Source organism: Pseudoalteromonas sp. S2755 (assembly GCF_005886535.1).
GTDB lineage: Bacteria > Pseudomonadota > Gammaproteobacteria > Enterobacterales > Alteromonadaceae > Pseudoalteromonas.
In genome coordinates, this window is the sequence record NZ_PNDS01000040.1 from 18,219 (window position 1) to 39,784 (window position 21,566).

General features: G+C 42.2%; 22 protein-coding genes. 12 read left to right on the forward strand and 10 right to left on the reverse strand.

All coding sequences use genetic code 11. From position 1 onward, the window contains the following. The first annotated feature begins 175 nt into the window (after positions 1–175). Positions 176–2,782: an ExeM/NucH family extracellular endonuclease gene (locus tag CWC03_RS08090; protein ID WP_138581316.1), complete on the forward strand. Its 2,607-nt coding sequence runs from the start codon at positions 176–178 to the stop codon at positions 2,780–2,782. 177 nt (positions 2,783–2,959) lie between these two features. On the opposite strand, the gene CWC03_RS08095 is transcribed toward CWC03_RS08090, so the two are convergent. After that, the gene (locus CWC03_RS08095) at positions 2,960–3,469 is read right to left on the reverse strand and encodes a GrpB family protein (RefSeq protein ID WP_138581317.1); all 510 of its coding nucleotides are present in this window, start codon (positions 3,467–3,469) and stop codon (positions 2,960–2,962) included. A gap of 294 nt (positions 3,470–3,763) precedes the next feature. Between CWC03_RS08095 and CWC03_RS08100 the strand changes: the two genes are divergently transcribed. Continuing rightward, positions 3,764–4,303: a hypothetical protein gene (locus CWC03_RS08100; RefSeq protein WP_045988436.1), complete on the forward strand. Its 540-nt coding sequence runs from the start codon at positions 3,764–3,766 to the stop codon at positions 4,301–4,303. Positions 4,304–4,420: 117 nt separating this feature from the next. Here CWC03_RS08100 and CWC03_RS08105 read toward each other — a convergent pair whose 3' ends face one another. The 6 genes from CWC03_RS08105 to CWC03_RS08125 form a co-directional block, all read right to left on the reverse strand. Next, a complete protein-coding gene (locus tag CWC03_RS08105; protein WP_138581318.1) occupies positions 4,421–6,526 on the reverse strand; it encodes a DUF8371 domain-containing protein in 2,106 nt (701 codons plus the stop codon). A gap of 645 nt (positions 6,527–7,171) precedes the next feature. Next, positions 7,172–7,636, reverse strand: coding sequence for a GNAT family N-acetyltransferase (locus CWC03_RS08110; RefSeq protein ID WP_138581319.1), 465 nt, complete (start codon positions 7,634–7,636; stop codon positions 7,172–7,174). 63 nt (positions 7,637–7,699) lie between these two features. Continuing rightward, positions 7,700–8,170 (reverse strand): energy transducer TonB, encoded by a 471-nt coding sequence (locus CWC03_RS08115; protein WP_138581320.1) that lies wholly within the window; start codon positions 8,168–8,170, stop codon positions 7,700–7,702. Positions 8,171–8,312: 142 nt separating this feature from the next. After that, positions 8,313–8,657 carry a GNAT family N-acetyltransferase gene (locus tag CWC03_RS08120; RefSeq protein WP_249313977.1) on the reverse strand — a complete coding sequence of 115 codons (345 nt, stop codon included), beginning with the start codon at positions 8,655–8,657 and terminating at the stop codon, positions 8,313–8,315. 36 nt (positions 8,658–8,693) lie between these two features. Next, positions 8,694–8,840 carry a GNAT family N-acetyltransferase gene (locus CWC03_RS23755; protein ID WP_249313978.1) on the reverse strand — a complete coding sequence of 49 codons (147 nt, stop codon included), beginning with the start codon at positions 8,838–8,840 and terminating at the stop codon, positions 8,694–8,696. 83 nt (positions 8,841–8,923) lie between these two features. Beyond that, positions 8,924–10,090, reverse strand: coding sequence for an MFS transporter (locus tag CWC03_RS08125; RefSeq protein ID WP_138581321.1), 1,167 nt, complete (start codon positions 10,088–10,090; stop codon positions 8,924–8,926). Between the two features lie 100 nt (positions 10,091–10,190). On the opposite strand from CWC03_RS08125, the gene CWC03_RS08130 reads away from it, so the two are divergent. From CWC03_RS08130 to CWC03_RS08145, 4 genes are all read left to right on the forward strand, one after another. Then, the gene (locus CWC03_RS08130; protein ID WP_138581322.1) at positions 10,191–11,078 is read left to right on the forward strand and encodes a LysR family transcriptional regulator; all 888 of its coding nucleotides are present in this window, start codon (positions 10,191–10,193) and stop codon (positions 11,076–11,078) included. 155 nt (positions 11,079–11,233) lie between these two features. Then, entirely contained in the window at positions 11,234–13,519 is a 2,286-nt protein-coding gene (locus tag CWC03_RS08135; RefSeq protein ID WP_138581323.1) for an InlB B-repeat-containing protein, read from the forward strand. Between the two features lie 39 nt (positions 13,520–13,558). Next, positions 13,559–13,753 carry a hypothetical protein gene (locus CWC03_RS08140; protein ID WP_138581324.1) on the forward strand — a complete coding sequence of 65 codons (195 nt, stop codon included), beginning with the start codon at positions 13,559–13,561 and terminating at the stop codon, positions 13,751–13,753. A gap of 135 nt (positions 13,754–13,888) precedes the next feature. Beyond that, complete coding sequence (locus tag CWC03_RS08145) at positions 13,889–14,572, forward strand: DUF4386 family protein (protein ID WP_138581325.1); 684 nt, start codon at positions 13,889–13,891, stop codon at positions 14,570–14,572. Positions 14,573–14,868: 296 nt separating this feature from the next. On the opposite strand, the gene CWC03_RS08150 is transcribed toward CWC03_RS08145, so the two are convergent. Genes CWC03_RS08150 through pdxR form a run of 3 tightly spaced genes read right to left on the reverse strand, consistent with a single transcriptional unit; the run spans position 14,869 to position 17,058 of the window. After that, complete coding sequence (locus CWC03_RS08150; RefSeq protein ID WP_138581326.1) at positions 14,869–15,273, reverse strand: lysozyme inhibitor LprI family protein; 405 nt, start codon at positions 15,271–15,273, stop codon at positions 14,869–14,871. Next, complete coding sequence (locus CWC03_RS08155) at positions 15,270–15,608, reverse strand: RNA-binding protein (protein WP_138581327.1); 339 nt, start codon at positions 15,606–15,608, stop codon at positions 15,270–15,272. The genes CWC03_RS08150 and CWC03_RS08155 overlap by 4 nt, the downstream gene beginning before the upstream one ends. Beyond that, on the reverse strand, positions 15,601–17,058 hold the full coding sequence (pdxR, locus tag CWC03_RS08160) for a MocR-like pyridoxine biosynthesis transcription factor PdxR (protein ID WP_138581328.1): 1,458 nt from the start codon (positions 17,056–17,058) through the stop codon (positions 15,601–15,603). The genes CWC03_RS08155 and pdxR overlap by 8 nt, the downstream gene beginning before the upstream one ends. Positions 17,059–17,152: 94 nt before the next feature. On the opposite strand from pdxR, the gene CWC03_RS08165 reads away from it, so the two are divergent. The 6 genes from CWC03_RS08165 to CWC03_RS08190 all read left to right on the forward strand — a co-directional run bounded on the left by CWC03_RS08165 (position 17,153) and on the right by CWC03_RS08190 (position 21,333). Next, positions 17,153–17,728 (forward strand): GNAT family N-acetyltransferase, encoded by a 576-nt coding sequence (locus tag CWC03_RS08165; protein ID WP_138581329.1) that lies wholly within the window; start codon positions 17,153–17,155, stop codon positions 17,726–17,728. Continuing rightward, positions 17,725–18,306, forward strand: a complete 582-nt coding sequence (locus tag CWC03_RS08170; protein ID WP_138581330.1) for an FMN-binding negative transcriptional regulator — start codon at positions 17,725–17,727, stop codon at positions 18,304–18,306. The genes CWC03_RS08165 and CWC03_RS08170 overlap by 4 nt, the downstream gene beginning before the upstream one ends. 149 nt (positions 18,307–18,455) lie before the next feature. Next, on the forward strand, positions 18,456–18,920 hold the full coding sequence (locus CWC03_RS08175; protein WP_138581331.1) for a hypothetical protein: 465 nt from the start codon (positions 18,456–18,458) through the stop codon (positions 18,918–18,920). Positions 18,921–19,165: 245 nt separating this feature from the next. Next, positions 19,166–20,179 carry a DUF5924 family protein gene (locus CWC03_RS08180; RefSeq protein ID WP_171040223.1) on the forward strand — a complete coding sequence of 338 codons (1,014 nt, stop codon included), beginning with the start codon at positions 19,166–19,168 and terminating at the stop codon, positions 20,177–20,179. Between the two features lie 99 nt (positions 20,180–20,278). Further along, complete coding sequence (locus CWC03_RS08185) at positions 20,279–20,722, forward strand: DUF2000 domain-containing protein (protein ID WP_138581332.1); 444 nt, start codon at positions 20,279–20,281, stop codon at positions 20,720–20,722. A gap of 53 nt (positions 20,723–20,775) precedes the next feature. Then, on the forward strand, positions 20,776–21,333 hold the full coding sequence (locus CWC03_RS08190) for a hypothetical protein (protein WP_138581333.1): 558 nt from the start codon (positions 20,776–20,778) through the stop codon (positions 21,331–21,333). Positions 21,334–21,566: the final 233 nt, after the last annotated feature.

Sequence of the window (21,566 nt, forward strand, 5' to 3'; positions counted from 1 at the left end):
CACTGTTAACGTTTGAATATGGCATAAAATTCAACGACTTTTGTCCTTCAATGCACAATTTAGTGTAAACCAATGTAAATAGACCGTGAAGTTTAATTGAATTGTCATCAATAGCGCTTAAAATGCTGCATTCGAATAAAAATTCGAATAATTATAATACACGGGAAAATAAAAAATGATTAAAAAATCTATTCTAGCTTCAGCTATTGCATTAGCTTGCCTAAATGCACAAGCAGAAGTGATTATCTCTGAATACGTTGAAGGTAGCAGTTATAACAAAGCCATTGAGCTCTACAATGGTAGTGATGAAGCTGTTAGTCTAACAGGTTACTCCGTCAACTTCTTCTTTAATGGTGCAACAGAAGCCCGCACGAACATTGAGCTAAGTGGTGAACTTGCGGCTAAATCAACTTATGTTATTGCTCATGCTGACTCCGCAGCAGAGATCATCGCAAAGGCACAGTTAACAAACACGAGTAGCTGGTTTAATGGTGATGATGCCGTGACGCTTACACTCAATGGTGCAGTTGTCGATAGCCTTGGTCAGGTTGGTGTCGACCCAGGTAGTGAATGGATTGATGGCGATATTAGAACAAAAGATAAAACGCTTGTCAGAGATCCTGCAATAACAACCGGTCGCACCGATGCAACTTCTGCATTTGTTGGCGCTGGACAGTGGCTTGCACTTGCTAAAGACGATTTTAGCAACCTAGGTATCCACATTAATGGCGGAGACGTACCTGAGCCAGAGCCTGTTATCTGTGGCGAAAATAACACCTTGATCAGTGCCATTCAGGGCGCTGGCGATGCAAGCCCATTAGCGGGAGAAACGGTTGAAGTTCAAGCTGTTGTCACTGCAAGCATGCAATCAGATGCAGGGCTTGGCGGCTTCTTCATTCAAGAAGAAAGCACTGACTATGATGCTGATAGTAATACTTCCGAAGGTATTTTTGTCGTATATACTGCAACACCAGTAAACACAGGCGATGTGGTTAAATTACGTGGTAAAGTTGAAGAGAAGTATGGTCAAACTCAACTTATTAACGTCGACGCAATTGAGCTATGCGGTTCTGCAACGGCTTCAGCGACTAGCGTTACTTTACCTGCAGAGAATGGTCTTGAAGCCTACGAAGGCATGTTGGTTTCGATTTCAAATGAGTTGGTCGTTAACGATACATACGGACTTGCACGCTACGGCGAAGTACGCTTAGGTACTGAACGTTTATACCAAAGCACTCAAGTAGCAACTCCTGGTGATGCAGCTAACCAGCTAGAAGCTGAGAACAAGCGCAAAGAAATTTTACTTGATGATGGTTCATCAGTACAAAACCCTGACGTTATTCCTTACCCATCACCCACGCTAGATGCCTATAACACCTTACGACTGGGCGATTCTGTGACGGGCCTTGAGGGTGTATTGGGGTATGGTTATAGCCAGTACCGTATTCACCCAACGACAACACCAAACTTTGTTCATACTAATCTACGTACAGAAGCACCTCAGATAGAAGAGCGTGGAGATTTACGTATTGCAAGCTTCAACGTATTAAACTACTTCAATGGTGACGGTCAAGGTGCAGGCTTCCCAACGTCACGTGGCGCTGACAATCTTGAAGAGTTTGAACGCCAAAAAGCAAAAACGATTGCTGCAATTTCAGCGCTCGATGCCGATATTATTGGTCTGCTAGAAGTAGAAAATGATGGCTTTGGTGAGTTTAGTGCGATTGCCGATCTCGTTAACGCTTTAAATGCGGCAGATTCTGCTAATACTTACGCATTTGTAAACCTAAATGTTGATCAAGTAGGTGGGGATGCAATTACATCCGGTATCATCTATCGTAGTAATAAAGTAGCTGAAGTAGGCACGCCAGCATTTACCGAAGCCGTACCATTTGACTATGGTAACCGCCCTCCTGTCGTTCAAACTTTCAAAGAGGCAAACGGCGACGAAGTCTTCACAGTGGTAATGGCCCACTTACGCTCTAAAGGCAGTTGTTCAAAAGCTGAAGGCTTAGATCAAGACCAAAATGATGGTCAAGGTTGTTGGAACCAAACTCGAGTCACAGCGGTTAATACCCTAGCAACTTGGCTTGGTACAAATCCGACAGGAATTGCGGAAGATGATGTGATTATTCTGGGTGACATGAATGCTTACGCTCAGGAAGATCCAATCAACACCTATGTAGAGAATGGTTATGCCAATATCAAGCAAATGCTTAATGGCAATAGCTTAGATTATTCATATGTGTATCAAGGACGTATCGGTAGCCTAGATCATGCCTTTGCTTCAAACACAATGATGGAAAAAGTAAAGTCGGTAACAGATTGGCATATCAATGCGGATGAACCCGTCGCGCTAGATTACAACACTGAGTACAAATCAGATACTCACAAAGCGAGTCTTTATGCGGCACATGCTTATCGCGCATCGGATCATGACCCAGTGGTAATCGACCTTAACCTTGCTAAAGAGCCGACGATTATTGAAGGCGAGTTTACAGGCCTTGCAGGTTGGTTCTGGTGGCAACATCGCTCAATCGAGCTACCAGCAGGCTTTGATAAACTAGAAGTATCTATCACGGGTCAAGGCGAAGCAGACCTATATGTGCGCCATAAGAAAATGCCAAACTTCTTCAAGTACGACTGTCGCCCATACCTTTGGGGGAGTGAAGAAAGCTGTGTATTTGACGAGCCTGCAGAAGGTAGATGGAATTTCCGCCTACGCGGCCTATTCCCTTACTACAATGTAACTATCAAATATAAAGCGACAAAAACGAATTAATCGCTGCTTTAACGTAAAACCCAAGAGCCAAGGCTCTTGGGTTTTTCTTGGCCTTTAACTTACTTTAATTGCCACCAATCAACCATACTTTCAGAAAGGGCACGTATTCTCTAAGTTAAAAACTATAAAATGTCCGGTTATCGCCGTTTCGTGTCGCCACGATAGGCAGGATTAATATCAGCTATAAAATGATGCCAACACTTTCTGAATAAACGGCCATTTTTGTTGAGTATATTGCTCACGATCATCTTTGTATTGTTGCGCTAATCTTTGCTTTAACGCGCAGTACTCTGCTCTTAAACCGGATGATGCTCTTAATTTATCCCTAAAAGAAATACGCTCTTGCCAAAGTGCACTATCGAAGGGAACAAGATGTAAGTGATGAGTTCTAAACTCAGGCATTGGTTTGCAAAACCAGTGCATTACGTCAGCTTTATAGGGGTAATAACAATAACCGTGTTGAGTGAGCACTTGGATGGCTTCTTTTGACGCTTCGAGTGAATTAACACCCACCATAATATCTATCACAGGCTTAGCAACCATACCAACCACAGCTGTACTACCCACATGCTCAATACCACCTTCAATCCAATGGCATAGCAAAGGCGCTAACCTTAGCTTTTCATCTTGGAACATCCGTGGCCAATCTTGATTATATTTAGAAAGTGAAATAGCTTGGTCTGCCATTAGAAGGAAGGTCCTGTAATTGCTTTCAGTTTGGTTTGGAGCAGTATACAGCTAAAGCTAATCATCACTACCACATAAACGCCGCGATAGATGCACTATTGAAGTACGGGCTAACACATCACCCACCATAATTTGTATTTATGTTATGGTGGGTGTCTGCTATTTGCAATCTAAAGTCTTGATTGTTTGTGTATTTCTTGTAGTTGTAATGTTTGCTTTTTTTGGGTTTAATGCTTGCAATTAGAATTTGACAGGTGCTTGTAATGCCGCACCTTTATGTAGTGAGAAGTAAATATGTTTAAAACTATGGTTGTTGTTTGTTCTCTTTTTCTGTCTGGTTGCGCGCAATTGGCATATGATGCTAAAAAGCCTTTGCCTGAAGGACATGGCTTAGCTTTAGCCCGTTTTAGTACCTCTGGCGATATTGGTAATGCTCAATTCATTACCCGAAATACACAAAAAATGCTAGACAACTACAGCTTCGTTCTAAAAGACACCCGGGAAAAGTTGATTGTTCTACCACTACCAGTGGGGACGCACGAAATTGACCAGGTGTTATATATGCAAGGATCCAAATTAGTTGATCCCGACTTAAACTGCCTTGGCACTTTTGATATAGCAGAAAATAGCCTCACCTATATCGGGGATATCCACTTTCATGTGAATGACTACGATAACTATATTTTATTTTCATCGCATCCTTGGAGAGTGATGGTTAAAGAGAACTTCGAGCAAGCGCTTGAGGAGATAAAAACACGGCATCCAGAAATTGATACCAAATTTGCCATCAAAAGCGACGTGGTTGGCCCATTTTCATGTGAGCAAGATGAATAATACTAGGCTAACACTAACACCCACCATAATTTGCATTTATGTTATGGTGGGTGTCTGCTATTTTCTGTTATATTAAGCTAATCGCGAATTAAGCCGTGTTTCACTCAGATAAGGGCTTTACTTGACGGAGTTTCGAACATCAACAGCGATAGAGTAAATGGTCTTATTTTCAATAACTTGAAGCTTTTGAAGCCCTTTGGCATAATCTCTTTTCCTGCCGTCAAAAACAACCAAATACCCTAAATTAGAACCCGTATTATTTTGATAGTGAATTATCTGATCTTCTCCTGATATTGCGTAAGAACTTGAGTATGAAGGGCCACACATTTTAAGCTCCACAACTACCTTTAGGCCGCCTGCAAGTAAAAGGTATAAGTCAACAAAGCCAGCTCCAGCACGGTGCTCCTGTATTATTTGTATGTTACTTTGTCCAAACTTTGCTGATAAAAATGTAATAAGAAGCTGTTTCCCAATTTCTTCTGGGTTCTTGTTCCACTTATGACCTCCTTTCTTATCAGATTGCCAAAAGTGCATCCTATTTTGAGCAGATACTGTAGCTGAGAACTCGTTTAGAGCAGCAAGCATACTATCACTGGTAATTTGAACGACAACTTCAGGTTTGAATCTAGTAGCAATCATGCCTTTGGGCATCTTGATAAAGCACTCTTCCTTTAATTGCTGTAGACCTTCTGTATCTGGGTTTGCTTTATTAAAGTATTCTAAAGCTTCGTGATACTTATGCTGTTCGTAAAGAGCCTTACCGTACCCAAAACACATATTTGGTAATTCACCCAACAACTTGATTCTTGAACTAAAAAGCTTACAGGCTTTCTCCCATTGCTCACTTTCCATATAAAGTCCTGCTAGGTTGTTTGCTGCTGGGTAGTTATATGGATTGGCATCAAGAGACTTCAGGTAGCTTTCTTCTGCGTTAGTTGTTGACCCTCGCTCTTGATATATGAGACCAAAATGAAAATGGACTAAATCAACTACCCCTCTATCGTCCTTCTCTAAGTGTCCCAGTGCAGCATCTAAGAAGCCTATTGAATCTGTAATTGAATTAGATGGATTGATAGATTCTTTGAGTAAGACCGTCCCAATTAAGCCAGAGTTACCAAACGCCAATACATCATCTAAAATTTCCTTACTCAGTTGATCATGTTCATCGTAGTAATCAGCAACTTTAGTTTGAAGGTTGAATAACTCATCACCAATAGTTGAACCAATGTCCACAGCCAGCTGATTGTAGCGATTAGCCTTGTCTTGAATGCCAAGTTCTAAAGCATATTGAGCTGCCATCAAGTACGAAGTATGTAAACTGATTTCAGCATCAAAAACACCTTCATCTAGACCAATTGCATCTTCAATAGTCTTTAATGCTTCTAGTTTATTTCCTAGCTTATGCAAATATGTGGCTTTGTCCTGTAAGAGGTAGGCTTTTCCGTGACGCTCAAGCAAGTCACCTGAATCTACTAATTTTAAACAAGTTTCCAATGTTTCTAATGCTGAAGATTGTGACTCTTTAGCTTGTAGCTTATAGAGTTGCAGTAAATTAGTAATTGCATCCTTTTTCTGTCCTGCTTCAAGAAATTTGTCTGCACTTAATCGATGATATCGGGCGATATCTTCTTCGTTGGTGGCGAGATCTGCTAAGCCCTGATAAGCAACTGCTGTATTCCTTGGTGAGGCATTTTCTCTTTTTATCAAATCTTGATACCGAATTACGGCTAGATTCCTCTTGCCCTCTTCTTTAGCGTATCTTGCTCTCTCTAAAATAAAGCCTTCCAAGTAACTATCATTTAGATTTTCTGAAAACTCAGTTTCCAAGAGTTCAATATACTTAATGACTGCGTTTAACTCGCCGATGACTGACGCATATCCAAGGCAAAGCGATAAGTGCGATTTCCTAAGTTCTTTATCCAGATTAGTGCTATCGATTGACTCAATAACGTCCAAAACTCGCTTATCTTTTAGCTTAGTGATAAAGAGTGCATTCTGTAGCAGTAAGTCTATTGCTTCCTCATGTAACCCTTCTTCAATCTTACTTTGAGTATCCACAAGAGTATCATGTGCAATCTGACTTGGTACTCCTTGTAACGACTCATGGATTTTTCTTACAATATCCAAGGCTTCTGGAGATTGAGCATCAATTGTTCCTAGTGGTTTTGAAGCTGAGGAAGAGGTATAAGTTATCTTATGTTCAGATTGAGAATGTTCTTTCATAGGGCTTATTGTTTCCATACCATTAGCTATCTACTTTATATGCATATAGTAACACCGACATCGGTGCTAAGTCGCTAATTCTAGCGCCAATGCTTAGAGTTACTCTTGATATGTTTATCAGTTTGTCAGTATCTGTATTAAAACAGTGCTCAATAGATAGGTTATTCGACTTCTATGAGTAGCCCTCCCAATTAGTTGCTACAAATAGGTGATGACTGAAAAAATAGATGCTTTGCGGTCACATGAGAAGTCAAAAAGATGATATGAAACCTAAAGTATTAATGTGTTCTAACACCGAATAGGATAATCGTACTTCATGAACTGACGGGTTACATGCATACCTTTTAGCAAGTTCTGCATAAAGTAAGTTTGGCACGACAGATGACAGCTTTTGTCCAGTTCTGCGCGGTTCTGCCTCCAATAGAAACGGTGGCTGAGTACGCTTTGCGACTAAAAGTTATCCGAAGGGTGGATTTGAGCTGAATGCGCCCAACTCGTTTTTGTCCAAATACGAGTTGGGTAAACGCCCGTTATAGCAATGGGATTTAAAATAATAAGTTGCTGTTGAACGGCCTAGTTTGGAACATATAAAACTGTGGGATTTTATTAAGCCTTTTACCCGAGCTTATAATCTAGCTTGTTTAACTAAACTACTGTTTTGCTCATCACTACCACATCAACGCCTCGGTAATTGACGTTTTCGAGCGGTTGCCAGCCGAGTTTTCGATATAACCCGCCCTCAGGATGCTCTGTTTGTAAATATAACGTTTTGACACCGAATTTAATGGCTAATCGCTCCGCTTCTTTGACCAAGCATGACGCCAACTGCTTTCCACGATAGGGCTTGTCCACATATACACCACCAATCCAGTGCTCTTTATCTGTGTAGATACTCATTTCATGAAATTTAAGCTGCACGACTCCTGCGACCGTATCGCCATCCAGCGCGACGATTACACAAGGAATACTAGAGTCGTTAAGGTAGTCTAAAAGCTTTTGCTCAAAACGCTCTACAGAGGCCTTTTCAACAATGCTTCCCCACTCGTCAAAGTACCACTTAGCAATAATTGGTATCAGCGCTTTGTGCTGCGCTAAAAGTTTAAATTCCATTTTAATTGCCTCAAATCATAAAAGCGCGGATACGTTCGCGCGCTATGCAGTAAAACGCTACGCTTAACGCCCCGGAATGGAGGTGAATTTACAGTTTCGCTTTGCTTCATCCAAATTTTTTTGCCCTTGAATTACAAAATAATCAAGTTTCGCATCGATTAATATAGCCTGACGCGCAGGGTTGTTATCATCGGGGATCCAACGCCACTTTTTAATAGCCTGAAGTGCGCTGATATCAAAAACGCCCTCGGGATAACTGCTGGTGATTTTATAGCTTCCCACTCTCCCATCTGGGGTTATACCTAACGTCAAAGAAACACATCCCGATATCCCATCTTTGGCCGCCTCTATTGGATATATGGGTTCTATCCGGCGTTTTTGAATCCAATAACCATCCGCTTGAGTTTTGATGGGTAAATGTCGCATATCCACATAGCGAATATGTTTTAGCTCTTCAGCTGTTAACGGCACAGAAGTGTTACTAGCTTGACATCCAGAGAGTAGCAGCAACGCCAAAACGGTTATTCTTTTCATGTCACATATCGTCCCTTAAAAGCAAGCACTGTAATTAGTTCCCTTTTATAGGTCAAGCTTCATAAACTCAAGTTAATTTCTATTTAACTGGAAGTTTAGAGCTAACTCATTGTTTTAAAAGCACCTTAAATTACTTCCTTATCTAGCAACTCAGGTTATTTAATTGATAGACATAGATATCGTGCTTTTCACCGCCTATATCCAAAAAGGCTTTTAAACGAGTTTTGCGTTTCATCCCTAACTTGAGCATCAACCGCTGCGACTGCAGATTCTCAACGGCGCATATGGCCTGAATGGTATCTACAGAGAGACTTTGAAAAGCCTCCTTTATCAGTGCTATTGCGGCTTCTTCCCCATAACCCTTACCAATCTCTGCCTCAGCTAATCGGAAGCCAATCTCACCGACCCGTTTTCCTGCATCTACATATTTAAAAACGAGTTCACCAATAAGTTGAGCTTGTGGTTTTTTAACGATCGCAAGGATCAAACGCTCATCGACCCCACCTTTCCAAGGTTGGCAAGCTTAAATAAGCCTCTCTTTTGCCGATTCGAACGTGGCAGGCGCACCGATATATTTTGACGTATTTGGGTTTTTCCGATGGCTGTAAACCGCATCTAAGTCATCCATTGTCATTCGCCTTATGGATAAACGTTCTGTTTCAAACTGCATTGTTATTTTTCCCTACCCTAAGATCACATACCTAGCCATCGGTCTCATAGATAAACGCTATGTAGCAGAAGCTCTGCACTCTATTACTCTTTACAAGTCGGTATAAGGACAGTGCGTAAATGCCGCCAGGTTATAAACAGTAACAGCGCACAACCAAAAACGAGTGCCGCGAGTGACTCAACGCCACTCAGTAGCCATCGGTTGACTAACCACGCTACGCAAGAAAAAAATAACAGCTCAACCGCGCCGACTAGCGCATTTGCTGTTCCTGCTTTCTCTGGATGTAAAACGCCAATAAGGTGCATGTAACTTGGAAAATAAGCGCCAAATACAAACATAATCGCAGCATAAGCAAGCAAAACAGCAAGCGCACTATCACTTGCAAATAGCAGCAATAACACGCTGACAACGAGCGCAGGCCAAGTCCAAATCACGATATCTAAATAAGCGCGCTTACGCTGCAATACCTTAGTTAAAATTGACCCTATGAGTAAGCCAAACATGGGGATCATCATCGCCTGACCTATTGCCTTAGCTTCCAAGCCAAACTGCCGTACCAATAAAAACGGCAGATACAGTTGAATGGTGAGATACAAAAAAGTAGGCAACCATTTGAGCGACGCGAGGGAAATAAACGAGCGGTTTAACAATAGACTTTGATATTCATTAAAGAGCGCTTTTGGCCTCAGCGACATGGTAATTTTACTGCTCTGCTGCATAGTTTTATAGCCATAAATCAGTATCAAAATATAGTAAGCGAACGCAAACCATGACATCCCCTGCCACCCTACCCAGCCAGATAAAACGCCAGCTAAAAAAGGGCTGCAAATAGCAGTAACACTCACCGACATTGATAACGTCGCCATCGCGCTTTTAAGTTCACTACCCGATAATCTTGCAGCAAGAAGCGTTCTACCAATTAACACCGGCGACGCAGCACCAATGCCTTGCAATACTCGACCGATAAAAAATACCTCGGCGCTAGATGCAATTGAACAAAAAACTGTGCCTAGCAGTAAAATACCCAGCCCACTAAAAAATAACGGCCTATCACCAAACTTATCTCGTAGCGGCCCAACCAGCAGTTGCGCAGCTCCCAATGTAGTGAAATAGCTAATGACTGCTGCTTGTCCTTGACTAGGCGTAAGCTGTAAGGTATTCGTGATATTAGGTAAAACAGGGATGTAGATTTGGCTTGCGATTTGAGAGCAAGACATCAGCAAAACAGCTAAAAACACAACTTGAAACACGTCAACCCCCTTGAATTTACTGAGGATGATTCTATCGAGCTTTTAATATCCAAAAAACAAGGTAATAATAAAAACACTTATTCTTGCTAGGAAATAATTAATGGATTGGCTAACCGGAGTGCGGAGTTTTAGCAAAGTTGTAGAGTTTGGCAGTTTTACTCGTGCCGCAGATGAAGAAGGTGTTTCAGCATCTGCAATGAGCAAGCGAATTGACTGGTTAGAACAGCAGCTTGGCTTAACGCTATTTATTCGTACTACTCGCCAAGTCAATCTCACTGAGGCCGGGGAGCACTTTTTACCGAAGGCTTCTCAATGGCTAGCGCAGTTTGAATGTTTAACTGATCACGGGCAAGCACTGAATCAAGCACCATCTGGTAGCTTAAAAATCGCTTCAACACTCGCAGTAGGCAGCACCATTTTAATGCCAAATATCGCCTCATTTTTAGCCGAATACCCAGAGTTAAAAATTCATCTTAATGTCATCGCCCCTGGCGCGCACCCAGATCTTACTCACGATTTAGTGATCACACGCTACTATGAAGCTTTTGACTCAGCCTCTCATAAAGGCAGCCGACTCATTGATTATCAAATGCAGATCTTCGGTGCTCCTCACTATCTCAAACAGCATAAGCCTATCAAGTCTCTTGATGATCTACGCCAACATAAAATGCTGTTAAGCAGCTACTACCACAAGCTAGGTGGGATTATTTTAGAAAATGGCGATGTCTTTCAGTTTGACAACTATAACTTTGTCTCTGATCAACTCGACGCTATGCTGACGGCAGCGGTACAAGGTTTGGGACTGGTATTTATTGCGCCAAGCTATGTGAAAAGGGAGCTCGACCAAGGTTTGCTCATACCTGTATTACCTGAAGTAAAATCTGAAGCAAAACAATTATGGGCGTATTATCCCAAGACAAACTACACCCCCTATAAAACCCAACTTTTTATCGAACACCTTAAAAAGCACCTGAACTCAACAGATTAGAAAAACTAGGCTTTCACATTTGTTCACAATTTAAGTACGAAAAATTCTCTAAAGATATAAAACTACATGGTAATTTAGGATGTTTACTCAATTTTGTAGTACTAACCAAGTATTTCGCTACATAGTGCTACACATAATAATTTAAAGGACTAACAATGAGTTTTAATCTCTTTAAGAAAACCACACTGGCAACGCTAGTCTCTGGGCTAGCAGCAATGAATGTACAAGCAAGCCCGTCGCTTAGTTTAGATACCATCACTAACCCAAAAATAGATTGTGATACAAAAATTGAATTATTGATGGCAAATGCAGCCAATGGCGCAAGTGACAATTTATTGCCCGCCGAAGCTATGCTGGATGTACTCAACACCCACTGCTACCAAGAACGAAAAACGACAACTGAAACTGAACGAACCCCGCCAGAGTTAAGGTCAATCCAGTTGAGCTCCAACTCAGTTAATGTCAACAACGGTGACAAAACCGTTGATATTACATTAAGGTTTTATGATGAAAGCGGTGTAAAAGGCGCGCGCGTTTATTTATCGCCACCAACAGGGTTTAGTTGGGGGAGCAATAAATCTGCAGCCGCAGCTAATTGGCAGAAAACAGACGAGCCGGGAGTTTACGAAAGTACGGTTAGTTTCACTTTCACAGATACCGACGTTAATGGTAAATGGTTTTTAACCCTAGGCCATATACTTGATGTAAACAACGCTGTTCGCTTTTGGCTGCGCGAGAGTGAAATTGAAGCTGCAGGCTTTAACCCTCATCTCATCGTCGCGAATGATAAAGTCTCAGAAGGCGTTAACCCTGAAATAAAATCTATTACGATTTCTGACACTGAAGTTGATGTAAATACAGGCGATAAAACGGTTAATATAGCCATAGAAGCTTATGACCATTCAACGATGTCTAAAGGTGTAATTAGGGTTTCACCGCCTAGCCAGTATAAGTCACTTGCGATAAAACAGGCTGAGTCATCTGATTGGCTAGAAACCGACGTCGAAGGGGTGTATCGCTCAAATTATTCGTTTACCTTTACAGATAAGGCGTTGCCAGGTGAGTGGTTTGTTGCCTCTGCGATGCTCACTGATAACAATGGAAATATGGGGGCTTACAATCGAGAGCACTTTAATCAACTAGGTCTACCGTCTGTTATTACGGTTAAAAATCAAACTGAACTAGATATTGTGCCACCAAGTATCGACAATGTCGCTTTTTCGTCACATCAATTGGCCTCAACTAATAGCGAGCAAAACGTCACCCTAACTGTAACTGCGTCAGATATATCTGGTATGGCCAAAGGCTACTACTCTCTCAGGGCACCGGACGGCTCCGAGGCAAAAGATAAACTATTTACCATAGAACAGTGGCAACAAGGCAGTGATCAGAATACGTTTGTTGGCACTACAAGCCTAAATTTCAGCAAAGATGACTTGCAAAAAGGTCAAGGTGTTTGGCAGTTAGATGCCAACATTCAAATAGATTCTGCTGGCATTTATAGCCAAGGTGCAAAAGCGCGAGAATTAACAACGTTAGGCGCCACGCCTTATATCTTTGTTGATGAAGAACAGATCAGTAAAATCTCAGTAAAAGATATAACGGGAACAAAACGGGTAAAAGCGGGAGCCAGCAATCAAGTGACACTGGAAATAACTGAAAACACATTGTCCAGTTTACCACGCGTATTTGATCTCTACCTCGATGCTGACGCCGCAGTCAAATTGGATTTCCATTCTATAGATCAAGGATATACAGTTAACTGCATCGACCAGAGTAACAGTCACTTATGTAGTTTTTCTGGCGCGTCTGATATTAAATCTGTTCAAGTTTCATTTACTGTAACGCCAAGCGAAGCTGGTGTGTTTGCACCCACTGTTCGCTTTTCATCAGAAGCCCCTGAATTAGACTACACAGACAACAAAGTCGCATTTCAGGTAACAAGCTATGAACCACAGCAATTTAGTGTCGTGTTTAAGAACTGGGATGGAAGCGTGCTTTCTACTCAAACTATTGAAGAAAGTAGTGCTGCAACGGCTCCTCAAGTTCCGCCTCGGGAAGGTTATACATTTACAGGCTGGAATACTGACTTTAATGATGTCAATCAAGATCTTACCATTACGGCACAATTTGAGATTAACAAGTATCAAGTGAAGTTTGTGGATTGGAATGACACCGTCATCAAAGCAGCAGAAGTCGCTCATGGACAAGCAGCAACGCCGCCCACTGAGCCACAGCGAGATGGTTATACATTTACCGGTTGGGATCTAGCTTTTGACCAAGTCACCAGTGAACTGGTTGTAAAAGCACAGTACAAAGCAAACACAACGCCAACGACGACCGATAAGGAAGATAAAGGCAGTTCGGGAGGTGCGTTTGGCTTTTTACTGGCGATGCTAAGCACACTGTTGGCTTTTGGCAGACGCAGAATATCTGCATAACCTGCAAACCTCACTTCAACAGCATAGCGAAGCGTCGCTATGCAGTTTACCTTCGCCTTACCTTCACCAAATTGCATGATAACCATATCAGCCACTTCGATGGATTCACCTGCTGCCAGTGCTGTTATCATTATGCGAAATGGTAACCTGAGTACAGATGGTAAAGCACCAAACGATCCCAATGGCAATGCAGATAGTATCATTCATCTTAAATATGGCTTAGAGAGCACCTGAAGGTGCTCTTCACCTCTCCCGAACTCCCTGCTCAATAAACTATTGTTACAAATAAACACACCCTATTCTGGAGCTGATACTTAATATGTTGCTAAACTGAGTACAACAATAATAAACAAGTTTTACAGGTGTACTATGTCATTACAAAAATGGGGAGGTGTCGCTGCACTCACAGAAGCCGCGACTTATTTGTTTGGCTTTGTTCTATTTTTTGGGGTTTTGGACTCAAGTGAGCACAATACGCCAGCGTTATATCTCGATTTCTTTGTACAAAATCGCGATACCTTTTTTCTTGGTTACATCGTGATTGGGATTATTTTCAGCTTTGCCCTGATTGTGTTGGTGCAAGCAATTCATCAACGCTTTAACACAATATCACCTGACTGCATGAAGTTTGCTAGCATTGTAGGCTATATTTGGGCAGCGATTGTCCTTGCCAGTACCATGGTTTTTTTAACTAGCATTGAAGCGATTGCAAAATTTCATGAGCTGGATCCGGCGCTTGCATTAACCATTAATCGCACCATTTCGATAGTGGTAGATGCACTTGGCGGTGGCATTGAATTAGTTGGTGCGATTTGGGTGCTTACAATCAGTTGCGTCGGTCTCAAACATAAAATATTCACCCCACTGCTCCATTATTGGGGTTTGCTTGTAAGTTTAGCTGGGGTTTTAACTTTATTTTCAGGTTTATCTTTCCTTGCCAAAAACCCATTTTTTGAAGTGACCACAGCTATATTTGGTCTCGGACAAATTCTATGGTTTATAGGGCTTGGTATCGTATTACTAAAAGAAAGTTCAACGACTTCGCCACGATAACCCGCAACCTATTCACAAGAAGTGATCGCCGAAGCACTAAGTAAAGCACTTAAGAAAAAAGCGCGATCAGCACTTGGCAAATTACAAGTTGGTTGATCTCACCCAACCCTCGGATGAGTATCAATCAGCCTTAACAACCTGACCCCGTGTAACTGATGCCTTTCTCGCAGCTAGTTTGGTACAACAGCGTCGAATAGGCGTTAGTATCGCTATCAAATCGTGAAGCAGATGTAGAGGCCGACTGCTTTATGTCATGATTTAAGCTTTAAATCATGACATTTATAAGTGCGAGGGACCTATTGTGGCTCAGGCAGCACGGGTGGCGTACTATCCATATAAGTCAAAAAGTTAGCCCAAAGCGTGTGAGTTCTAGTTTTAACCAATTCCTTACGACATTCGAGCGCCATCACACCGCGAATAGTGCCTTCTCGCCATTGGGTATATACCGCACCGCAGTGGGCATCGAGATAGCTTTGCCACGCCAACTGCGAGGCCTTAATCGCTTCTACCAGTTGCTCATCAAAGGCATTATGTTCAAGGCTTTTTTGGTAGTAACGTTCAAGTGTTTCAGTTCGCGTGTTAAGCTCGCTCATTGCACACTCATTGATGTCTATGGTTGAGATAGGGTTTTCACACACATCTCCTCCCGCCAACGCGATTTGGCAATTTAATAAAAACAATGCAGCCGCTATTAATCTCATGGTATTTCCTTTTGTATTTGACCTTTAATGAGTTTCAACATATTACCGATGGAATCGAGGTTAATTCCACCCATCAGCTCTGGATTATTCAACGCATAGAGGTAATCATCTATCAAGGTGCAGTCAACCTCGTCACGCAGTTCAATAAACCCAGCCCAATTTTCGAGGTCATCTTCGTCGATTTCACCGCTGAGATATTTTGCCAATACCACACTTAACATCGCCTTGCTGATAGCGAGCGATACTGCGCTGTTATCGCTCAATAGTATGTTTAACGCCTGCGCTTTGTGTGGGCCGAATGTAACAAATTCGGCCAGTGCTTGTTGCTTATTCATGATTTTTCTCCAGCTCTGCGACCAAAGCAAACAACTCACTTAGCCCAGCTTGCTGTTGCTCGACTTCTTGCGCCGCAAAGCCTAAGCGAATATGACTTAAACTACTAGCCTTATCGAGGGTAAATTCAGGTTCACATTGTACGTAAATCCCTTTTTCACGTGCTTTTTCAGATAATCTCGAGACATCGCGTTTGCTGTTTACCCAATACGCCATCCCGCCTTGTGGCACTTCAAAATCAATATCGAACTTGGCTTTAAGCTCGCTAAGGTGCTGTGCCATCGCATGATGGCGTCCTTGATAGGCTTTGGTCATGCGGCGTAAATGACGCTCAAACCCGCCCTCTTCCATCCAGTAAGCCACAGCCAACTGGGTAAGCGCATCATTTTTGTGATTAAGTAGCTGCTTACGTGCCACCAGTTGTGCAAGCACATCTGCCCGCGCACTCATATAACCCACACGAGCACCGGCAAACATGATTTTTGAGAAGGTAGAAATATAAATCACAATACCACTTGGATCACTTGCCGCCATAGGCTGTAATGGTGGGCAGAGATAATGAAACTCATGGTCGTAATCGTCTTCAATAATAAACACGCCATATTGCTGGCACAGCTGGTAAATCGCCATGCGCCTCGGTACAGACAATGTGACCGTTGTAGGATATTGATGCAGTGGCGTTAAATACAGCAACTTCACTTTATTTTGTTCAAGGCAGCGCGCCAAAGCCTCCACTTTAATGCCTTCTGCATCTTGTGCTAATGCAAAAACTTCAGCGCCTGCATTGCTAAAGGCGTGTCGCGCAGGTGGATAACCAAGCATTTCGATGGCAACACCATCACCTGGATTAATAAATGCATTTGCCACCAATGAGAGCGCTTCTTGGGAGCCATTGCAAATCAGTAAGTCATCACATACCAATCCCCTTGCTCGGCGCAAATACGCCTGAATTTGGGATTTCAGTAACTCGCACCCCGCAATGTCTGAATAGTGAAAATGACTGACATTGGTTTTGCGACACGCCTTTACCAAAAACCGCTTAAACTCATCATAGGGAAAGGCATGAAGATCTGGTAAGCCCCCTGCAAAACTATAGCGGTAGGCCGAACGCTTAGTGCTGCTCACTGGTGCCAGTGTTTTAGCAAATTGCGGTACGATTTGTGGTGTAGAAGGCACCTCTGAAGTTATCTGTTGGCTACTGAAAATAGGCAGCTCAGTGTTGACTCGATAGCCGCTACGTTCTTTCACCACCAGCCAACCTTCAGCTACCAAGTTTTGTAGGGCATTCATCACCGTGTGCCGATTCATACCATGTAACTCAGCCAGCTTTCGGGCAGAAGGAAGCTTGTCACCGGGTGTGAGTTTACTTTCAGCGATAGCGCTGCGTAAAACATCCGCTAAGCGTTTATGTTTAGCATCTTGAGACTGTGTTTTTGGGCTAATAGAAATCAAACTGGTCTAATCAAGTTATAAAATCTGGTTGTTTTATATCAACCAAAATCAGCGCAATATGCAAGCATTAAAACACTGAACGAATGGAATATTGATGCTTTCAAAACAAACCTTAGAATCCAGTCGCGTTAAGCTCACCCCACTTGAAGCCGCGCATTTACCTGAGTTATTGGCTCAAGGCAAAAAAGCCGAGATCTGGAAGTGGGTATTTAACAATTATTGTCGCGATCAAAAAACCATAGAGCAATGGTTTTACGGCTCTGCACAATTTGATGAAAGCGAGCAACTGGTTGTTGCAATCATAGATAAAGACTCAGGTAAACTGGCTGGTAATAGCCGCTTGTTTAGACTTGATAAACTCAACCTAAGTGCCGAGATTGGCCATACTTTTATCGGCACTGAATTTCAACGCACGCATGTTAATACCCACGCCAAATACCTGTTGCTCAAATATGCCTTTGAAGCGATTGGATTGGTGCGTGTGCAATTTCAAACGCATGAATTTAACCATAAGTCTCGTAATGCCATCGCACACCTCGGTGCCCATTTTGAAGGCTTGTCGTTAAAAGATAGGCGCCTGCCCGATGGAAGTTATCGTAATACGGCACGATTTGCCATCACCGACGAGATGTGGCCTGAAGTGAAAGCAAGGTTGGAGGAAAAGTTATGAGCTACCCAAGAAACTACTACATTGAAAGCAATCCAAACATACTCAGCTCTGTGATCACAAAACACCCGCTGGCCACACTGACAGTGATACAAGAAGGCAAGTTAAAGACGGTTTTTGTACCGCTAACATTAAGTGATGACCACGCTTATTTACTTGGACACGCAACAAAGGACAACCCGATTTTTCACTCAGGCGGTGTTATTCAAGTAATCTTTCACTGTGAGGATCATTACCTTTCACCTGCGGTTATCCCTAACATTAAGCTCCCTACGTGGTTGTACGCAAATGTGATAGTTGAAGGTGAGCTCGCGCTTATTGCTACTGATGATGAGAAATACGCATCAATGCAAACTCAAATAACGCATTTTGAGCAGTTTTCAAATAGTGATTGGCAGCTTGATAACGTGCCTGTCAATCAGCGCCAGTCACTGTTTAACGCCATAAACTTTTTCAAGATTAAAATCAATACGATGCATGGCGCTTTTAAGTTAAGCCAAAACCAGTCGAGTGACATTCGCACAAAAATCAAAACACATTTACAGCCGCTAAAACCTGCGATGTACAGCTTGCTTGTATAAATATAGTGACAAAAGTTTAATTTTTCGTTACCTTTTCCTATCATGCAAATCTACACGTCACAGTATCTTTCATTAAATAGGCTTTGAACAAGAGCAAATTATGGAAGGTTTTAACTGCTTATTATTGACTTTATTTTAAGGAGAAAATAATGAAAGTATTACCTATTTTAGCATCATTGCTCATCCTCAGTGGCTGCGCAACAACAGATTATTCAAAAATAAAAATAAGCACTGCATCACTGTCCAATCTAGAAGTTGAAGAAGTTGGCAACTTACAGCAAAGAAAACATGAAATTAAGGTTTCTTTCGATTACGCTATTGAAAATTTCAGTCCAGAAAACAAGCTATATACTTGCTCAGTTTTGTTTGCCAATACTGATGGGACCTCCGTAACTAGCTTCAGAGGTACAAGCCACCCTTGCATTCTTAACAATACGACTGGAAGCGTTTCTATTACTTGGCCTACACCTGTAGATATAAGCCGCAATGCACCTAAAATGGTACTATCAAAACTGAAGTATCCAATTGAATACTTTATTGCAATTCATCAAAAAACAGGCAAAAACTCAAGCAAAATGATTGGCCAGTCAGAGCCCTTAATCAGCAAACTATAAACCTCTAGACTGGGGTCAAAGCACAACATGTCAACTTTGTACTCCAGCCACCCACTGTTTGAGTCAACGAAAAACACGGGTTGATAGACTTTGTGATCACACTAAATATCAAGCGCATCTAAAATCAAGAGCTGAAAGCCTCCTTTACGAATGCTAAATGCATGAATCTTTAATGTATTTAAGCTCATATTGCATTCATGGTTAAGATGCTTCAATAACAAAATCAGCAAGCAATTTCTATTTCAATGCGTTATTTCAAAAACCTAATAACAAAATTTATTTTGATGATGCAGAAGTGGCCCGGCCTAATGGCGTTGTTGGCTTTTTGCAGTGGTATAGCGAGCTTTATTTTAGTTGAACGTAAAGAATCGTTTTCACAGATCATCGCTCTACTTTTACTCACCAGTTGGCTGTGGCTTATTATTGATAACTGGCTACGCGACCAAGTTGAACAACGCTTTGGTATTGTATTGTCACCCAACTTTATGCGCTTTGCTCTGCAAATGGTACAACAGGAAAGCCTGTTCTTTGCACTGCCTTTTTTCTTGGCTGCCACAACATGGAATCATCCACAGGCCGCGTTTACCTGCTTAATTGCACTCTGCGCGTTTATCTCTGTTGTGGACCCGATATATTACAAAAAGCTAGCTCGGCATAATGTGTTGTTTATGGTATTCCACAATTTTGCTTTGTTTGTTGTGATTTCAGTTGCGCTACCTATTTTACTTCATCTTACAACCGACCAAAGTATACAAATAGCGCTAGTGACCGCCATTGTGCTTACTCTACCGAGCCTCGGCAATGTCATGCCAAACGCAAGATGGTGGCGTTTTCCCTTATTGGCTCTGCTACTAAGTGCACTTAGCGCTGGTTTGTGGCAGCTACGTAGCTGGGTTCCCCCTGCGGCCTTACGGCTCAACGACATTGCGCTGGCTTATGAGGTTGATAGGCAGCAACGAAAGCCAGTGAACAGCATTCAACATCTCGATAGCCATTCGCTTCACGAACACGGCTTGTATAGCTGGAGCGCGGTAAAAGCACCGCGGGGACTAAACGAAAAAATCTTTCACGTGTGGGTACACAACAAACAAGTGGTTGACCGAATTCCCTTAAATATTAGTGGTGGACGCGAGGAAGGCTATCGAGCTTGGAGCCATAAGACGAACTTTCCGGCCGACTCAACCGGTAAGTGGGAGGTGCACGTTGTCACCAGTTCAGGACAATTGATTGGCCTAAAAAAATTTACTGTCTCTCCTTAGGAGATCTTTAAGGTATTACAACCAATTACCGACGCCGAGGCGTGGTGATAGTGTTATTATGATATGGTTAAGCGCCTCTTTTCTAACTCAAGGAAGTCTATGACTGATTTTTCCGTTTTACCAGACGAAAACTCAAAGCGATTTGTTGCTGTGCTCAATAAAAAGGTTGAACTTGGTCGGCTTTTTAATGCGCTTGGCCATATGACCGCTGGGCTCATTGACCAAATTGGTAATACCGATGAACTCTGCTTTTTAACGTATCAAGATAAAGATGGCGGCACTCACCCTTCGATTTCGCACTACCCTTTCATTGTTCTTAAGGCAGATAACAGTAATAAAATCAGAAAAGTGCGAGCAGAGCTTGTGGCTCGTAACATCCCCTTTACCGATTTTACAGATACCATGATTGTTGGCACATCCGAACAGCAAGTAAGCGCCACCGCTGAGACACCAGAACAAGACTTAGAGTACTTTGGCATTTGCATGTTTGGCGATAGCACAGAGCTTAAAGAATTTACTGGGAAATTCAGCTTGTTTAAATAACCTGAGGTTTATTTTTGGTATCACTTACTTTGGTTGTAGTTTAGGTTTAATTTATGAAACGATTTTCAAGTATTGCGTTGGTAATTGTTGTAACACTGGTCATCCTTAATATGAGTAATTTGCCTTGGGAGTTAAGATTTGCAGCTCCTCAGCATAATTACCTTTTCGTTATGATACTGGCCATCATCTTGCCCGCTTCAGTGTTGCTGTGGTCGTTATATCGACGCACCAAGTTGCTCAAAGTTTCTGGCTTATTAGTCGCTTTGGCAGCAGCAGTGCCGAGTTTCATCGTATTCATCTTTGCCGCTGGTGATTATTCCGAGATCAAACAAAGCGGCGTTGACAACTCCTTTGCCGAACTTAATCGACTGAATGTCAATGACGATAACTATGTGCTTTACCGAACCGACCGCGGAGCCACCACTTCATATGGTTTAGTTTTACGCTTAGAGCGAGAAATCGGATTTGGTATTCATGCAGTAAAGGTCGTTCACAGCAAATACAAAGCCGCAGAAGGTCAGCTGGAGTTGCTTTCTGAGAGCCAAATAAAAATGCAGATCCAGCCTTATGATACGCAAGACCAAATGGAAGTGGTGGTGTTAGATATTTAAAATGCTTTCAAGGCCGCAGCGGAAAGCACATGATAAAAGCGACAAAATCGCTGTGTAAAACAGCTCCTACTACGTAGCGTAAATACGCGTGTAGGAGGCGATTCACTCGCCGAGCAGTTTATGTTTCCCAACGAATTTTTGATGAAGAAATCCCCCCTCATCTCACCCGCCAAGAATTCAATATAAAAGCAACAAAATCGCTGTGTAAAACAGCTTATATGGACTCCTCCAAT

What these genes read in the sequence shown, in the direction of transcription:
- CWC03_RS08180 (WP_171040223.1), top strand. Translation starts at nt 19,166, where the DNA reads ATGCGTTATTTCAAAAACCTAATAACAAAATTTATTTTGATGATGCAG.
- CWC03_RS08185 (WP_138581332.1), top strand. Translation starts at nt 20,279, where the DNA reads ATGACTGATTTTTCCGTTTTACCAGACGAAAACTCAAAGCGATTTGTT.
- CWC03_RS08135 (WP_138581323.1), top strand. Translation starts at nt 11,234, where the DNA reads ATGAGTTTTAATCTCTTTAAGAAAACCACACTGGCAACGCTAGTCTCT.
- CWC03_RS08110 (WP_138581319.1), bottom strand. Translation starts at nt 7,636, where the DNA reads ATGGAATTTAAACTTTTAGCGCAGCACAAAGCGCTGATACCAATTATT.
- CWC03_RS08145 (WP_138581325.1), top strand. Translation starts at nt 13,889, where the DNA reads ATGTCATTACAAAAATGGGGAGGTGTCGCTGCACTCACAGAAGCCGCG.
- CWC03_RS08165 (WP_138581329.1), top strand. Translation starts at nt 17,153, where the DNA reads ATGCTTTCAAAACAAACCTTAGAATCCAGTCGCGTTAAGCTCACCCCA.
- CWC03_RS08150 (WP_138581326.1), bottom strand. Translation starts at nt 15,273, where the DNA reads ATGAGATTAATAGCGGCTGCATTGTTTTTATTAAATTGCCAAATCGCG.
- CWC03_RS08175 (WP_138581331.1), top strand. Translation starts at nt 18,456, where the DNA reads ATGAAAGTATTACCTATTTTAGCATCATTGCTCATCCTCAGTGGCTGC.
- CWC03_RS08130 (WP_138581322.1), top strand. Translation starts at nt 10,191, where the DNA reads ATGGATTGGCTAACCGGAGTGCGGAGTTTTAGCAAAGTTGTAGAGTTT.
- CWC03_RS08140 (WP_138581324.1), top strand. Translation starts at nt 13,559, where the DNA reads ATGCAGTTTACCTTCGCCTTACCTTCACCAAATTGCATGATAACCATA.
- CWC03_RS08090 (WP_138581316.1), top strand. Translation starts at nt 176, where the DNA reads ATGATTAAAAAATCTATTCTAGCTTCAGCTATTGCATTAGCTTGCCTA.
- CWC03_RS08115 (WP_138581320.1), bottom strand. Translation starts at nt 8,170, where the DNA reads ATGAAAAGAATAACCGTTTTGGCGTTGCTGCTACTCTCTGGATGTCAA.
- CWC03_RS23755 (WP_249313978.1), bottom strand. Translation starts at nt 8,840, where the DNA reads ATGCAGTTTGAAACAGAACGTTTATCCATAAGGCGAATGACAATGGAT.
- CWC03_RS08155 (WP_138581327.1), bottom strand. Translation starts at nt 15,608, where the DNA reads ATGAATAAGCAACAAGCACTGGCCGAATTTGTTACATTCGGCCCACAC.
- CWC03_RS08105 (WP_138581318.1), bottom strand. Translation starts at nt 6,526, where the DNA reads ATGAAAGAACATTCTCAATCTGAACATAAGATAACTTATACCTCTTCC.
- CWC03_RS08170 (WP_138581330.1), top strand. Translation starts at nt 17,725, where the DNA reads ATGAGCTACCCAAGAAACTACTACATTGAAAGCAATCCAAACATACTC.
- CWC03_RS08095 (WP_138581317.1), bottom strand. Translation starts at nt 3,469, where the DNA reads ATGGCAGACCAAGCTATTTCACTTTCTAAATATAATCAAGATTGGCCA.
- CWC03_RS08190 (WP_138581333.1), top strand. Translation starts at nt 20,776, where the DNA reads ATGAAACGATTTTCAAGTATTGCGTTGGTAATTGTTGTAACACTGGTC.
- CWC03_RS08100 (WP_045988436.1), top strand. Translation starts at nt 3,764, where the DNA reads ATGTTTAAAACTATGGTTGTTGTTTGTTCTCTTTTTCTGTCTGGTTGC.